This is a genomic window from Inconstantimicrobium porci (assembly GCF_009696465.1).
GTDB lineage: Bacteria > Bacillota > Clostridia > Clostridiales > Clostridiaceae > Inconstantimicrobium > Inconstantimicrobium porci.
The window spans coordinates 1-16634 of the sequence record NZ_VULX01000012.1 but is presented as its reverse complement, the minus strand read 5'-3'; the positions used below and the strand labels follow the sequence as shown (position 1 = coordinate 16634).

The window sequence follows — 16634 nt, the reverse complement described above, 5'->3', positions numbered from 1 at the left end:
ATTTATATTATTGAATGCTTAATAATAATTCTCTAAGAATTTTACAAGCTATTGCCGTTGATGCTCCACTTTGATCATATATTGGACTTAATTCAACCATATCAAAACCAACTATATTTAACTTTCCTACTTCAATTATAGCATTAAGTAATTCTGTAAAACTTACTCCTCCTGCTTCTGGAGTTCCTGTTCCACAAAACTCTGATGGGTCTAAAACATCTAAATCTATAGTAAAATAAACTGGTTTTCCCTGTAATAATTTTACTGCTTCTTCCAAACCATTAAAATTAAACTTATTTAAATTAGTATGTTCCTTTGCCCAGTAAAATTCTTTTCTTTCTCCAGAACGAATTCCAAATTGATGTATTTTATTATCTCCAACTATATCATGTATTCTTCTCATAACTGTTGCATGAGATAAAGTTTCTCCTAAGTATTCTTCTCTTAAATCTGTATGTGCATCAAAGTGTATAATATTTAAATCTGGATACTTTTTAACTGCTGCACGTACTGCTCCAAGAGTAACTAAATGTTCTCCCCCCATCATTCCAGGTATCTTTTCATCATTAAATATAGTATCTGCTTGTTCTTCTATATCTTTCAAAACTCTTTCTGTATTTCCAAAACATAGCTCTAAGTCCCCATAATCAAAAATCTTATAATCTTCTAAATCCTTATCTTGATAAGGGCTATAAGTTTCTATCCCAAAAGATTCACTTCTAATAGCCTTACTTCCAAATCTAGTTCCTGGTCTATAAGAAGTAGTTCCATCGAAAGGTGCTCCAAATAAAACTACATTTGAATCTTCATAATTACTTTCACATCCAATAAATACTTCTACATTATTATTCATCTTCATTAATCACCATCATTTCATTCACGTAATTTGGTAGAGCAAAAGCACCTCTGTGTAATTTTGTATTATAGTACTTTGTCTGCAAATTAAGTTTATTCCATTCCTCTTCTTTAAAATCTCTTAATGGATTAAATTTCTTTGAAGCAAACCCAAAAAGCCAATGTCCTGAAGGATAAGTTGGAATATGTGCTTGATATATTTGACAAACTGGAAAAATTTCTTGTATTCTTTTATGCGCTCTTTTCATAGAATTTGCATAATCAGTATAATAGTCACTTTCATGTTGATTTACTAAAATACCATCTTCAGTTAATGCTTTATAGCAGTTTCCATAAAACTCTTTTGTAAATAAACCTTCTCCTGGCCCAAATGGATCTGTTGAATCAACTATGATTAAATCATATTCATTTTCTTTTGTTCTAACAAATCTCAAACCATCCTGATAAAATATTTTCACTCTTTCATCATTAAGTTTGCATGCTGTTTTAGGAATAAATTCTTTGCAAGCTTTTACTACCTCTTCATCAATTTCAACCATATGAATTTCTTCAATAGTTTTATATCTAGTAAGCTCACGAACACATCCTCCATCACCGCCACCTATAACTAAAACCTTTTTTATATTAAGATTAACAGCCATAGGAATATGAGTTATCATCTCATGATAAATAAACTCATCTTTTTCAGTAACCATAATTAATCCATCTAGAGTTAATATTTTACCAAACTCTTCACTTTCCAATATATCTATCCTTTGAAACTTACTTTCTTTAGTATAAATTTGTTTATTTACCTTTATAGAAAAACGAACATCTTTTGAATGTTCTTCTGTATACCATAAATCCATAATCTCTATCCTTTCACAACATTAATAAATTCAATTTTTTCATCCTCAGTTCCTGTAAGAGAACATCCCTTAAGTTTTGCATAATCTATATATTCTAGAATTTCTTTAGTTATTCTTTCACCTGGAGCAAGTATAGGTATTCCAGGAGGATAGCACATAACAAATTCACTACATATATTACCTTCACTTTTTTCTATTGGTATAGACTCTTTTTCACTGTAAAATGCTTCCTGAGGAGTTAGTACTACCTCTGGATTTATATATTCATGATCAAGCATTCCTGCTCCATCCTTGGCATATAAACGCTTAACATCATATAATGAAGACACTAATCTTTCTATAGCTAAATCTTCATCACCTACAGATATTATTGCAAGAATATTACCTAAATCTCCAAACTCTATTTGTATATCATAATCATCTCTAAGTATTGAATATACCTCTATACCAGCTAAACCTATTCCTAAAGTACAAATTGATAACTTTGTAATATCAAAGTCATATACAGCATCATTATCTATAAGTTCTTTAGAATAAGCATAATATCCACCAAGCTTATTTACCTCTTCTCTTGCATATTCTGCAAGTTCTATTATTCTATCTACTATTTTATCTCCATTTAATGCTAAGTTTCGCCTAGATATATCTAAAGATGAAAGTAAAAGATAAGAGGCACTTGTTGTCTGCGTTAAATTAATTATTTGATGAACATATCCCTTATTAATATCATTATTTATTAATAGTAAAGAGCTTTGAGTTAGAGAACCACCAGTTTTATGCATACTTACAGCAGCCATGTCAGCTCCTGCTTCCATAGCAGACATAGGAAGCTTATCACTAAAATAAAAGTGTGTTCCATGTGCTTCATCTACTAACACCTTCATTCCATATTTATGAGCAAGATCTGTTATAGCTTTTAAATTTGAACATATTCCATAATAAGTTGGATTGTTTATTAAAACAGCTTTAGCATCTCTATTTTCTAAGATAGCCTTTTCTACATCTTTAACTGACATACCAAGTGGAATTCCAATTTCTTTATTAGTTCCCGGATTAACATATACAGGTGTAGCTCCACTTAATATTAGTGTATTTATTGCACTTCTGTGTACATTTCTTGGCATAATTATCTTTTCACCTTTTTTACAAACACTCATTACCATTGCCTGTACAGCAGAAGTTGTACCATTTACCATAAAAAAAGCATGCTTAGCGCCAAAAGCCTTTGCTGCTAGCTCCTCAGCATCCTTAATTACAGATACAGGATGACATAAATTATCTAAAGGTTTCATAGAGTTTACATCAATAGTTAAACACTTTTCACCTAAAAACTCTGTAAGTTCTGGATTTCCCTTTCCCCTTTTATGACCTGGCACATCAAAAGGAAGCACCCTCATAGACTTATATCTATTTAATGCTTCTAATATAGGTGCATCTTCATTCCTCAAGTCTTTCATCTTAAGCCTCCTTTATTAATAAATATTTCTCCCACTAAATATCTCTATCATTTCTCTTCTTAAATTAGTAGATATCGCGAGTCTTGTCTTTGGATTTATTTCATAAACATCCGTATTAAACAAATAATTTTGTAAATCTATCTCTTTAATAAGCATCTTTGTATGAAACATGTTAGCCTCGTATACATTAATATCAACAGCATCATACTTCTTTAATGTTTCATCAGATATATAATCTTGAATAGAGGTTATTTTATGATCAATAAAAAGTTTATGACCATCAATACTTCTAGTAAATCCTCTTACTCTATAATCAATAGTTATAATATCTGAATCAAAACTTCCAATTAAATAATCTAGTACATTTAAAGGAGAAATTTCTCCACAAGTAGCTACATCAATATCTACTCTAAAGGTGGCAATAGAATTACCTGGATGATACTCTGGATAAGTATGTACTGTTACATGACTTTTATCTAAATGTCCCACTATAGAATCTCTAGTTGATATAATCTTAGCTTCTGCCTCTGTTCCATCATCTGCACCTGAATACTTTCCAAGATTACATGACTTATCTATAAGTTTTGCTGGTAATGCTTTTTCTGTTATTAAAAGAGTTACACTAGCACCTTGAGGATCATAATCCTGTTTTGAAATATTAAGAACATGAGCTCCTACCATTTCAGTAACTTTACATAATATCTTTGTTAATCTGTCCGAATTATATTGTTCATCTATATAAGCTATATAATCCTTTTGCTCCCTCTCACTTTTTGCATAACAAACATCATAAATATTAAAACTAAGAGTTTTTGTAAGATTATTAAATCCATATAGTTTTAATTTATCACCCAAATCTCTGACCTCCTTTTTACTTTTATACATTGTAAAAAGTGGGTAAAACCTTTTTACTATTAAAATTACTTTTACCCACCTTAATTTATCTATATTTCCCTATAATTATTTATCCTTATTTTTATAAACGTCTTTTAAAATCTTCATAATTAAAAGTCTTTATTATCTTAGCTCCATCTTTTCCCCAAAGAACTATATCAGGTAAGTTAATTCCATTAAAAGTATTATTCTTAACCATTGAATAATGAGCCATATCACAAAATACTAGTTTATCTCCAGGTTTTAATGGCTCTTCAAACGAATAGTCTCCAATTATATCTCCAGCAAGACAAGTTGGTCCCCCTAATCTATAAGTATACTTTTTTTCATTAGGCATTCCTGAATTTATAATATTAGGTCTATATGGCATCTCTAATACATCTGGCATATGACAAGCTGCTGAAGTATCCATAATCGCTAAATCCATATTATTTTTTACTACATCTAAAACCGTAGATACTAAAAAACCTGTATTTAAAGCTACTGCTTCTCCTGGTTCTAAATATATTTTAATGTCGTACTTCTCTTGCATATATGATATACATTTTATTAACTTTTCAACATCATAATCTGTTCTTGTTATATGGTGCCCTCCACCAAAATTAAGCCATTTCATACCTTTAAGGTACTCTCCAAACTTTTCTTCAACTACTTTTAAAGTACGTTCTAGCGTATCTGAATTTTGCTCACACATAGTATGAAAATGTAATCCATCTATACCTTCTAAATCTTCTTCTCTAAAATTATCTAGTATTGTTCCAAGTCTTGAATTTTCAAAACAAGGATTATATATATCAGTTTCAATTTCTGAATATTCAGGATTAATCCTAATTCCACATTCTATGTGTTTCGTTGAATTTTTAATCTTATCTTTGAACTTATTCCACTGACTGAAAGAATTAAATACAATATGATCTGAATATTTCATTATTTCATCAAATTCATCTTCTTTATAAGCAGGTGCATAAATATGTACTTCCTTTCCCATCTCTTCATAACCTAATTTAGCCTCAAAAAGAGAACTAGAAGTAACACCTTTTAGATACTTTCCTACAAGAGGATAGACAGAATACATAGAAAATCCTTTTTGAGCTAAAAGAATGCTACATCCTGTTTTATCTTGTACATATTTTAATAGTTCAAGATTTTTAATTAATAAACTCTCGTCTACTACATAACATGGTGTCTTTAATGAATTAAAATCTATACTCATATCTTTTTACCTAATCTATTAAATTTGGTGAAAAGCTTTCTTGCCAAGGTAATCCTTGCTTATTTAATTGCTCCATAAATGGATCAGGATCAAATTCCTCTATATTATGCACACCAGGTTTGTTCCACTTCCCTGTCATTAACATCATTGCACCAATCATTGCTGGAACTCCAGTTGTATAAGAAATTGCTTGTGAACCTACTTCTTTATAACATTCCTGATGATCACATACATTGTAGACATAATAAGTCTTTTCCTTACCATCCTTAATGCCCGTAAATATGCATCCAATGTTTGTCTTACCTTTAGTTCTAGGACCTAATGATGCTGGATCTGGTAAAACTGCTTTTAAGAATTGTAATGGAACTATTTGTTTTCCTTCAAATTCTATCGGTTCTATAGATGTCATTCCTACGTTTTCTAGTACTTTTAAATGATTTAAATAACTTTCTGAGAAAGTCATCCAAAATCTCATCTTTTTAATGCCTTTTATATTTAATGCTAAAGATTCTAATTCTTCATGATGAAGTAGATATATATCCTTTGGTCCTATTTCCGGCAAATCATATACTCTTTTTATTGACATTGGTTCAGTTTCTATAAACTTACCATCTTCAAAATAACTTCCTTTAGCTGTTACTTCTCTTATATTTATTTCTGGATTAAAATTAGTTGCAAATGGATATCCATGGTCTCCAGCATTTGCATCTACTATATCTATAGTATGAATTTCATCAAAATAGTGTTTTTGTGCATATGCACTAAATACTCCTGTTACCCCTGGATCAAATCCACTTCCTAATAATGCTGTTATTCCTGCTTTTTCAAATTTTTCTCTGTAAGCCCATTGCCACTTATACTCAAATTTTGCTGTATCAAGAGGCTCATAATTAGCTGTGTCCATGTAATTAACACCAGTTGCTAAACAAGCATCCATGATAGTTAAATCTTGATATGGTAATGCCACATTAATTACTATATCTGGTTTGAAGTTGTTAATTAATTCAATTAACATTTCTGTGTTATTTGCATCAACCTTTGCAGTTTGTATTTTAGTCTGTCCACCTTCAAGCTTTGCTTTTATTGCATTACATTTGGAAATCGTTCTACTTGCTATACATATCTCCTCAAATACTTCTGGATTTTGACAACACTTGTGAATAACTACATTCGCTACACCACCAGCGCCAATTATTAATGCTTTTCCCAATGATCATACCTCCTACTATAAAGTACCATTTTTTTATATCCATAGGTAATTATATATAATTTCTTCAAAATTAGCAATGCTAAAATCAAAATTTAGTATTACTAAACATACTAAGTAATTAATCACATTTTAACACTCCCATTTATTTTTCTTAATGTCAACGTGATTCTTATCTTTAAAAGATACACCTTCTTCTAGCACCAATCACAGCAATATAGTTATCTGGCATAGTAATTAAATATCCTGCATCTAATTTTATCTCTTTTTTCTTAATTCGTTTTCTAATATTCTAAATGGGTTTTCAGGCATGCCCCCATAAGTAGCCAATGCAAATGTATATTTTAATTTTATAGATACCATCTTATCAATTATCCTGCCAATTATCTTAGGTACTCCTCCAAAATAAATAGGAAATACTAATCCAACAACTTCACAATCAATTTCTATTGTTTTTTCTTCAAGTAAATCTACAACACTTATTAATTTAAGTTCTATTTTCCGTGCTACCTTTTCCGCTATCTCAAATGTATTTCCTGTTCCTGAAAAATATAAAATACTGTTTTCATTTATAACCATTCATCCTACCTCCACAAAATTTATATTTTGGGTTAAAATAGTGAAAATAAGTTTGGAGGTGATTGATATTAACCAAATTGAAAAAGCTTATATTGCTGGAATTGTTGATGGTGAAGGTAGTATAATGCTCCAAAAATTTCATTCAAATGAACATCCTTCTCCTTGTGTCTCTATTGCTTCAACTACTCTTGAATTATTTCAATGGATAAAGAGTACCGTAGGAAATGGACGTATTACTAAAAAGAAAAATTACAATAATGAAAAACATAAGGATTGTTATAGCTATAAAATAAACTTTATAAAAATAAAATAAGCTACGAAACAAATTAATTATCGTAGCTTTCATGGTGGAGGCGAAGCACGACCTTTGAAATCCACCATATATTATGATTAACTAATTATTGATTTTATCCAATCTGGCAATACCTCCTCTTTCCAAACTAATTTACCTTGCTCAACGCAAGCTAATAATTTAAATATATCAGTATTATCATAAATATTAATTTCATCACATATTGATATAATCTTATTAAGATTTTCTAATGATTCAAAATATCTTCTATCAATATCTTCATGTGGAATTCCATGTCCACCTTTTTTCACTCTTAAATCCACTCTTTCTTTGGCAATTTCTGGCGTATCAACACCGATATAATTTAAAATAATAGTATATCCTTTTTGTTTTGCTCTTTTAATATTATTAATAATACTTCTTCCACTTAATGTAGTTTCCTGATTAAATGATATTTCTTCATCAATATAAGTTTTTATTAATTTAACAGCTTCTCTTGCACACTTCATTTGCAAATTGTTATCTTTCCATGACCCTATTCTTGCCACCATTTCATCAGTATTTATTCTTTTTTCATCTTTATTCTGCTCATAATAAGTTGACTTATAAATTGAAGTTTTTCCAGCACCATTAACACCTGCAAATATTGTATATGTAGCCATGTTATTTACCTATAACCTTTTTAGCTTCTCTTTTAAGTACTAAATTAGATAACATTGCATAAAAATCCTTTTCTTCTTTAGTTTTTGCTTTCTTTAATAAATCCAATAAATCACTATAAGAATAATTTAAAAAAGCATCATATAACTTTTTACTATTATCCATTACTATACCTCCATATAAATAAAAGTATTTTCTTATTTATATTATAGCCTATTATTATAATTTAACCATACGTATTTTTAGAGAAATAATAATCATCAATATAGATACAGCTTTATATACCTTACAATATCTAGTTTCCTTTATCACTTTTCTTTCTTCTTTAACTACTACTTTCTTTTCACCTTTTGCCATAGTAATTAAACTCCCTTCAACTTTCGATTTCATTAAAAATCAATTTGCGGATAATAGAAAAAATGATATCTAAAGTTTCAATTATGACTTTAAGTGTCATTACTTATTGCTTCTTCTTTCATTCTATTTTTCACATCTGATTCAATAGATTTTCAGTCATAATTTCAAAAGGTATTATTAATGATATAGAATAATCATTATTGCATAATACTAATGAATTTGTATATACTTTTCCATTGCTATATTCAATCAAATCTATATATTCCACTATTACATTATCAATATTAATATTTGTACTATTCTCTATTTCTTTAAAATCATCTTTTTTCTCAACAACAATTACGTATCATCCATCATCATTCTTACTTCTATCTTCTCCATATGCTTCATCTAGTATAGTTAATATATCTTTTATATTATTTTGAACTTCATTAGGGAACATAGAAACTTTCTTCAGTTCTTTTACATTTACCAATTCTATCATTATATTTACTCCTTAAATCTTTATTGCTTATTTAATTCATCTCTAAGTAACTTTACAAATTCATCTGAAAATACCTTTCCCTCAATAGCTTTCCTAATAAGCTCTAGTAGTTGCTTTTCAGTTAAATCCAAGCTTCTAGGTATGAACTGTCTTTGCATTTTGAATGTATCTTTATATACCTCACAGTATTTTGTTTCTTTTATTATTTTTCTTTCTTCTTGTATTAATTTCTTCTGCTGCTTTGCCATCTAATTAGCTCTCCCTTCTTAGTAATATTCTTTATATAATAGAAAAAGTGATGACAGATTTTCTCCATCATCACTTTTTATGTTCCTATAGGGATTATCTATCCGATATAGATATCCTATTTCAATATAATAATATACATTTATAATCTTTTTAAATTCAGTATTTTACTTACAACTAGATATTCCAATATAAATCTACTTTTTAGCTTCATTATAAAGCTTTTCTGCAAAATAATTAATCATGAAGTTTTCAAGATTATTATTGGTTAGTATTTCTCTAACTAATCTATCATTTCCACTCTTAGCTTTAACTATTCCTCTTTTGAAATACATTCTGGCAAAGACATCAAGTAAATCTTCATAGCTGTTATTTTTAGCCACTTCCATAAGCTTATCATTCTGCTTGAAAATTTGTTCAAATCCATCTATATGAATTCTATCTTCCTCTGTAAGACCAATTCCAAACACATCATTTATTCTGCTTATAATATCATCAAGATACTCTCCATCCTCTTCATTTATACGACTTACAGCATTTTCTGATATTCCTGTAAGAACTCCATCTCCAGATGATAATGATATATCTACTCCCTTTTTATCATCTTTTCCAAGCTTCTTAAGTTTATAATAATCAAGGGTTAAAATATCATCTAAATCAATTCTGTCTTTACTCTTTTTAGGAAGCTTCTTTAGAAGTGCTACAAGGTATATTTGAAGTCTTAAAAGATTTAAATTCTTAAGTGGATAAATCTGTAGTAAAAAGTTATAAAATGTTATATACTTCTGGCATTTTTTCTTGAATTCATCTGCTTCTTCTTCACTACTTGCTTCTAAATAGCAATATCTCTCCACAGCCTTATCTATGATATTACTCATCTTTGCATCCTGTGCATTAGTTCTTTTATCCTTATAATATAAAATAGCAAAATCATTTATTTCTTCATCAGTATAAATTCCATAACTATGAAGCTGATACCATAAATCATTTACCACATTAGGGTTAGTTATCTTATCTATATTAGTCATTTCAAAATATGGTTTATATGCTTTTTGTATATCTTCAACTGAATTTTGAAAATCTAATACAAAAGTCTGCTTGTTTGGATAAGTCCTGTTAAGTCTTGATAATGTTTGTACAGTCTTTACACCATCAAGCTTTTTATCTACATACATTGCACATAATTTTGGTTGATCAAATCCTGTTTGATACTTTTCTGCAACAATAAGTATTTTAAATTCATCCTTATCAAATATTTCAGAAAGATTTGATTCCTTAATATCTGGTGCATCCTTTTTATTCATTTCAACTTCTGTGTATTCAACATCTTTGTCATCATCTTTAACTGTTCCTGAGAATGCCACAAGTGTCTTAATATTATATCCCCTTTCCTGTATGTACTTATCTATAGCAAGCTTGTATCTAACTGCATGAAGCCTGCTTGCTGTTACAACCATAGCTTTTGCATTACCTTCAATCCACATGCTTCTGTTATCCATAAAATCTTCTACAATTGTTTCAGATTTTGTTCTTATATTGTATTCATTTAAGCTAAAAAACTTATTTATTGCTCTCTTAGCTTCACCCTTATCAAATTCAGGATTGTCTTCAATCTTCTTACCTATTTTATAGTATACGCTTACTGGCATATAGTTTTTAAGTACATCTAATATAAATCCCTCTTCAATCGCCTGTTTCATTGAGTATAAATGAAATTCATGAGGAAGATTATCTTCTCCCATTCTTCCAAATATCTGCATAGTCTTATTCTTAGGAGTTGCAGTAAAAGCAAAGAAACTTATGTTTTTAAGCCCTGTTCTCTTTGCAATAAGTTCAGTCATTTTATCCATACTTGACTTTTCATTCTTTTCAGCAGCTTCCTGTTCTTTAGCTGCTTCTTCAAGTGTCTTTCCTGCTAATGTTTCTTTTAATTTGCTCATATTTTCACCAGATGTTGATGAATGAGCCTCATCAATAATTACAGCATACTTTCTCTGCTCAAGTTCTTTTATATGATTAATAGCATAAGGGAACTTCTGAATTGTTGTAATTATTATCTTTACGTTACCTTCTATAGCCCTTGCAAGATCTATAGACGATTTATCATCATCTATTTTAAGAACTACACCACTTTTATGATCTAGCTGATATACTGCATCCTGAAGCTGTTTATCAAGAACCTTTCTATCAGTAACAACTATAACTGCATCAAAGATAGGATTGTCATTTTCATCATAAAGCGAAGCAACTCTATGAGCTGTCCATGCTATTGTATTAGTCTTTCCACTACCAGCACTATGCTGAATAAGATAATTAAGACCAGCTTTATTTTTTCTTAAATCTGCAACCATTTTTCTTACTGCATCTAATTGATGATATCTTGGGAATATAGCTCTTTTACTTTTCTTTTTCTTATCTTCATCAATAAAATAAAATCTCTTTATAATATCTAAAAGACTATCCTGTCTTAATATTTCTTCCCATAAATAATATGTCTTAACTTTTCCCTCTGGTGCTTCTGGATTCCCTTTACCACCCTTATTTCCTTTATTGAATGGAAGGAAATAAGTCTTATTCTTTTTAAGCTCTGTAGTCATGTAAACTTCATCTGTATCAACAGCAAAATAAGTTAGAACTCTTGTATTAAATCCAAACATCTTTTCCTTTGGATCTCTGTCTTCTTTAAACTGCTTTATTGCATCATATACATCCTGATTTGTAAATGGATTCTTAAGCTCCATAACTACAACTGGAAAACCATTTATACTGAGCACTACATCTAAAGTATTGTTATTTTTAGTGCTGTATTTAAGCTGTCTTGTTACTTTAAATATATTTTCTCTATACTTTTCTAAATCACCTTTATTTAAATTAGAATTAGGCTTATAGTATATTAGATTGAAAGTACCATCCACCATGATATCTTCAATTCCATGCCTTAATACATCAATAAGTCCTCTTCTTTTAACACTAGAATCAACTAAATCTAAAAATGCTTTTCTCCAAGAAGCTCCCCTTGTTTCTTTAAACTCATCTAATTTATCCTTTTGAGTAGCTTCTAAAAATCTAAATAAGTCTTCAGTAAATAGACAGTATTGCAGGTCAAAATCCTGACTTACTCCTTGCTCATATCCTGAAGATACTAAAAAATTCTCAATGCTTTCCTCTAAATTAATCTCTTTTGGTAACATTTTATCCCCTCCCCAGCTTGAATAGCTTATCCTATTTAAAGGCTTTAAGTATAATAACTTTCCTTCTAATATATTATATACTTTATTACTCTATCATTTTAATATTTCCAACTTATGATAAATCACCCTGATTAAAAAACTTCAGGATGATTTATAACTAATCTAAAATTTCAATTTTTCCTGTAACTGCTTCGGTAATTAAGGATTGTTTGGCTTCTTTTAGTTTTTGTATTTCAGATTTTATTTTTTCAATAATATTATTAATTGTGCCTATTTTGTATTCCAACCCCCAATATATGTTTTCTTGTTCTTCATATGTTGGTAACACTACTGATAGATTATTCAAAAGATTCTGAGATAATGATGCCCTTGTAACTAAATTCATCTCTTTTACAAAATAATTTCTATTTAAGATACATCTAAAATAATATTTTGAGAATCCTTTAAACAGTAGTTTGTTATTTGGTCTAAATCGTATTAAAAACCCTGCAAACGTTGCTTCTGGTATTGTTTCTAAACATACAGAAGAAATTCCTATTTCATCTATTGTTTCAGATGTTCTTGTAAAGAATACATCACCTTGTTTTACTGAATATATTTTACGATCAGTAACCGATGAATTTACTAATCCACTAACAGATTCAGGCAAATTCATATTTCTATATACATCTCCATAACTTACAAAAGGAAAACCATATCCAAATTCCTCTGAACTTTTACTGATTCCATTCTGTAATGTACCTAAAAATCTTAATCTTTTCACATCCCACTCTTTAGGCACTAATCCCAGCCACTCAACTCCACTATCCTTCATTTCCTCACTACTTCTTGGAACAACATCATATCCCTCTTCAGTTTTTACTATCTTAACCTTACCAGTTACAACTTCACTTATAAGGCTTTTTTTAGCTTCTTCTAATTTTTCTATTAAAGCTTCCTTTTTTAAAATTATTGAATCAAATTGTGATACTTTTTCATCAAGAAAATTTGCTATTATTTCTTGTTCTTTTTTTTCATTCGCTACAACATTCATTTCAAGTAAATCGCTACTATTTAGTGACGACCTAACTCCTACACTTCCAAGAAAATTAAAAATATTTTTTTTGTAATAACAAAAATAATTATAATAATAAAATTTTGTATATATATCCTGTATTTTTTCCAACCTAATATATGCAGGGCTCATTAACCCCTTTTTATGAACATATCCAACTCTACTTGTACTTATATTTTCTAAATCAATTAGTTTAAATACTAAATTATCTGGGTAAAATTCTTGGTATCCATCAAAGTTTTCTGGTTGAAGCCCTTCAACATTATTTATGTCTCTGTCAACAACGCCTTTTAACGTTAGCGAAAGTAAATTATCTATTTTTCCAGTATTTTTTATTTTACTATTTAAAAATAAATATTTCCCCTTGATTATATTCCACGAATTAGGAATTTTCCCAATCCATTCAACTCCACTATCTTTCATTTCCTCATCAGTTCTATATCTATACTTCATTATTCTAGCACCTTCTTTATTTCCAGTGTTAATTTCTCTTCAAGCTCTGCAACTTCCTTCATTATTTCTGTAAAAGATCTAAACTCTACATATTTATAAAAATATCTTGTAAATGGTATTTCATAACCAATGTTAATAAATGTAGATTCATCCATATATGCATCTTCTATATGTGGCTTTACTTCTCTATCAAAATACTCTTGTATATCTTCTTTTAATGGAATTGTTTCAGTATCTCTAAGTGTTGTATCACTTTCTACGTTGCCTTTACTGTCTCTGCATATTTCAGCTTCTTCATTTCTTTCACCTATGGCATTTACTATAGCTTTTAAAAGCGATGCTCCAAGTTTTAAGTTATATTCCTTAGCTTTAGATTTAATATCTTTCAAAAATTCTTCTCTACTCATGTATTTTTTATTAGAATCAAATTCTTGAAGCATTTCTATTATTTTATCCTGTTCTTTTATGCCTGCTTCTTCTTCACTAAGTTTTACATCTTCATCTTTCTTTTTAGATACTGCTAAATTTATAAATTGATTAGTTTCCTTAACCTTTTCTATAGCTTCATCATTAACTAAAAAACTTAATTTTAAAGGTCTTTCTACAGTTATTTTTCTATATCCAAAATCCTTATTATCAAAAATCTTACACTTTTCATTTGGTTCAAAATTTTTATATAGTTCTTTTATTTCTGCTATTTGTTCATCTGAAATTTCTTTTCTTTTATTACCCAGGCTCTTTCTCATTGGCACAAAATAATCTACAGCATTTACAAGCTGAATCTTTCCTTTTCTTTCATTAGATTTTCTATTAGTAAGAACCCATATATATGTAGCAATTCCTGTGTTGTAGAACATATCTGTAGGAAGTGCAATGATTCCTTCTAATAAATCATTTTCTATAATCCATTTTCTTATGTTAGATTCTCCACTACCTGCATCTCCAGTAAATAATGGTGAACCATTAAATATTATTGCTATTCTACTTCCTTCTTCATCGTCATACATCTTGCTTATCATATTTTCAAGAAAAAGCAATGAACCATCACTAACTCTTGGAGTACCTGCACCAAATCTTCCATCAAAGCCAAGGTCACTTTCTTCCTTAACCTTCTTTTCTTCATCCTTCCAAGTTACCCCAAATGGAGGGTTAGATATTAAGAATCTCATGTGCTGACCACTAAATCTATCTTCTGTAAGTGTATTTCCAAGTCTTATATTATCAGGATTCTGCCCTTTCATAAGCATATCTGCCTGACATATGGCAAAAGACTCATCAAGAAGCTCCTGTCCATATACATCAACAATTGCCTTATCATTAATAGCTTCAATATATGCTTCACCTATAGAAAGCATCCCCCCAGTACCACAACAGAAATCTGCTATAGAAATTACTTTTCCTTCTTCATGTAAAAATTCTTCTTTTCCTAGAAAAAGCATTTCCATACAAAGCCTTATTACTTCTCTTGGTGTGTACTGTTCCCCTGCTGCTGAGTTTTCAGTAAATCTTCTAAGCATTTCTTCATATATATAACCCATTTTATTATTTGAAATACTATTTATATGTAAATCCACTTCATACATCTTTTGAAGAACTGCATAAAGCTTATTCTTTCTATTTAATACTTCAATTTCACTTCTAAATTTGAATCTATTTATTATTTCCTTAACATTATTAGAAAATCCATTAAGATATGCTTCAAAGTTACTCTTGATATTTTCACTATCATCTAAAATCTTTTTCCATGTAAAGTCTGATACATTATAAAACTGTATATCCATATTATGATTTTCTTTTAAATCAGCAAGAACTATTTCATCCTTATCCTCTTCTGGCAGATAATCATAACTATTATAAACTTCCTTTATTACTTCCTTATCATAATCATCTAAAAGACAGTCAAATCTTCTTACAACTATCATAGGAAGCATTACTTTTCTGTAATCTTCTTCTTTATATGTTCCTCTTAAACTTTCTGCTATGTTCCATAAAAATGAAACATGATTAAAATTACTATCCATATCTGTTCTCCTATTAGTTTCTTTTATTTATATTTATTATCCAAATCTTATTATAACTATTTTATCATATATAAAGTCTCTATTTATTACCCTTCTGTACTTTTTTCTATGTGTATTAACTTTTTGTATAATAATATCTTTGCCTATCCTTATATCTGATTATTAGATTTTATAAAAAAAATAAACCCACGAAAATCCAATAAAATGATTTTCGTGGGTTTTGTGGTGGAGGTGACGGGTATCGAACCCGTGTCCGAAGGTAGGCCCACCCAACTTTCTCCGAGCACAGCCTGCTGATTTAACATTCCCTCCATAAGTCTCCCAGAGGCAGGATACTTACTTTAGTAGCTTCATAAATTCCGTTCTTAAGTCAAAGCTTTCATAAGCTCGGTTCCCCACTAATCGACGCCCTATCCTAAGTCGTGGGACTCTCAGGTAGAACGAGCTGCCTAGGCAGCTAATGCAAAATTATTATCTTCTGCGTTTACATTTAATGCATAGAGATTCATAGGGTTCCATGCGTTCCCTAGCTCGCTTATCGGACCAGCCTTACCCCCGTCGAAGCCAAATCGCCCCCATGTTTAAGTAAGATGTCCAATGTAATAAAACATCTATATTCAATTTTAAAAGCTTAAATTCTAAGCTCATGTTATTATAACGCTTTTAATTTTTCTCGTCAAGTCAGATATTTGTTACGTTTGTGTCAAGTAAATGTTGGCAAAAATATATCTTTTTAAACTTTTTATTAATTATCCATTATTTTACATATAAATTGTATTTTTTCCCTTCCCTATAAATCTATTTTATGTATATGATAAATCTC

At 29.5% G+C, this 16634-nt stretch carries 15 protein-coding genes, 1 other RNA gene and 1 pseudogene; 1 reads left to right on the top strand and 16 read right to left on the bottom strand.

The window, feature by feature from the left end; translation table 11 throughout:
- Window positions 1–7: 7 nt before the first annotated feature.
- From speB to FYJ33_RS09140, 7 genes are all read right to left on the bottom strand, one after another.
- Window positions 8–853: an agmatinase gene (gene speB, locus FYJ33_RS09170; protein ID WP_154531449.1), complete on the bottom strand. Its 846-nt coding sequence runs from the start codon at window positions 851–853 to the stop codon at window positions 8–10.
- Window positions 846–1703 carry a polyamine aminopropyltransferase gene (speE, locus tag FYJ33_RS09165; RefSeq protein WP_154531448.1) on the bottom strand — a complete coding sequence of 286 codons (858 nt, stop codon included), beginning with the start codon at window positions 1701–1703 and terminating at the stop codon, window positions 846–848. The genes speB and speE overlap by 8 nt, the downstream gene beginning before the upstream one ends.
- Before the next feature lie 5 nt (window positions 1704–1708).
- Window positions 1709–3160: an aminotransferase class I/II-fold pyridoxal phosphate-dependent enzyme gene (locus FYJ33_RS09160; RefSeq protein WP_154531447.1), complete on the bottom strand. Its 1452-nt coding sequence runs from the start codon at window positions 3158–3160 to the stop codon at window positions 1709–1711.
- Between the two features lie 15 nt (window positions 3161–3175).
- Window positions 3176–4045 (bottom strand): adenosylmethionine decarboxylase, encoded by an 870-nt coding sequence (speD, locus tag FYJ33_RS09155; RefSeq protein ID WP_154531446.1) that lies wholly within the window; start codon window positions 4043–4045, stop codon window positions 3176–3178.
- Between the two features lie 91 nt (window positions 4046–4136).
- Window positions 4137–5267, bottom strand: a complete 1131-nt coding sequence (nspC, locus tag FYJ33_RS09150) for a carboxynorspermidine decarboxylase (RefSeq protein WP_154531445.1) — start codon at window positions 5265–5267, stop codon at window positions 4137–4139.
- Between the two features lie 10 nt (window positions 5268–5277).
- Window positions 5278–6477, bottom strand: coding sequence for a saccharopine dehydrogenase family protein (locus FYJ33_RS09145; protein ID WP_154531444.1), 1200 nt, complete (start codon window positions 6475–6477; stop codon window positions 5278–5280).
- Between the two features lie 255 nt (window positions 6478–6732).
- Window positions 6733–7053 carry an EFR1 family ferrodoxin gene (locus FYJ33_RS09140; RefSeq protein ID WP_154531443.1) on the bottom strand — a complete coding sequence of 107 codons (321 nt, stop codon included), beginning with the start codon at window positions 7051–7053 and terminating at the stop codon, window positions 6733–6735.
- Window positions 7054–7120: 67 nt separating this feature from the next.
- On the opposite strand from FYJ33_RS09140, the pseudogene FYJ33_RS09135 reads away from it, so the two are divergent.
- Window positions 7121–7351: pseudogene (locus FYJ33_RS09135) on the top strand (LAGLIDADG family homing endonuclease); the annotation flags it as partial.
- Window positions 7352–7443: 92 nt separating this feature from the next.
- Here the strand turns inward: FYJ33_RS09135 and FYJ33_RS09130 are convergent.
- From FYJ33_RS09130 to ssrA, 9 genes are all read right to left on the bottom strand, one after another.
- On the bottom strand, window positions 7444–8007 hold the full coding sequence (locus tag FYJ33_RS09130) for a zeta toxin family protein (protein WP_154531442.1): 564 nt from the start codon (window positions 8005–8007) through the stop codon (window positions 7444–7446).
- A 1-nt stretch (window position 8008) separates the two neighbouring features.
- Window positions 8009–8170 (bottom strand): hypothetical protein, encoded by a 162-nt coding sequence (locus FYJ33_RS16055; protein WP_206046656.1) that lies wholly within the window; start codon window positions 8168–8170, stop codon window positions 8009–8011.
- Between the two features lie 54 nt (window positions 8171–8224).
- Window positions 8225–8362, bottom strand: coding sequence for a hypothetical protein (locus FYJ33_RS09125; RefSeq protein WP_154531441.1), 138 nt, complete (start codon window positions 8360–8362; stop codon window positions 8225–8227).
- A 346-nt stretch (window positions 8363–8708) separates the two neighbouring features.
- Window positions 8709–8846, bottom strand: a complete 138-nt coding sequence (locus FYJ33_RS16345; protein WP_235900817.1) for a hypothetical protein — start codon at window positions 8844–8846, stop codon at window positions 8709–8711.
- 20 nt (window positions 8847–8866) lie between these two features.
- The gene (locus tag FYJ33_RS09115; RefSeq protein WP_154531440.1) at window positions 8867–9094 is read right to left on the bottom strand and encodes a hypothetical protein; all 228 of its coding nucleotides are present in this window, start codon (window positions 9092–9094) and stop codon (window positions 8867–8869) included.
- A 195-nt stretch (window positions 9095–9289) separates the two neighbouring features.
- Window positions 9290–12283 carry a type I restriction endonuclease subunit R gene (locus tag FYJ33_RS09110; RefSeq protein WP_154531439.1) on the bottom strand — a complete coding sequence of 998 codons (2994 nt, stop codon included), beginning with the start codon at window positions 12281–12283 and terminating at the stop codon, window positions 9290–9292.
- Between the two features lie 157 nt (window positions 12284–12440).
- A complete protein-coding gene (locus FYJ33_RS09105) occupies window positions 12441–13790 on the bottom strand; it encodes a restriction endonuclease subunit S (RefSeq protein ID WP_154531438.1) in 1350 nt (449 codons plus the stop codon).
- Window positions 13790–15811, bottom strand: coding sequence for a type I restriction-modification system subunit M (locus FYJ33_RS09100; protein WP_154531437.1), 2022 nt, complete (start codon window positions 15809–15811; stop codon window positions 13790–13792). The genes FYJ33_RS09105 and FYJ33_RS09100 overlap by 1 nt, the downstream gene beginning before the upstream one ends.
- A 223-nt stretch (window positions 15812–16034) precedes the next feature.
- Window positions 16035–16388, bottom strand: a transfer-messenger RNA (tmRNA) gene (gene ssrA / locus FYJ33_RS09095).
- Window positions 16389–16634 lie beyond the last annotated feature (246 nt).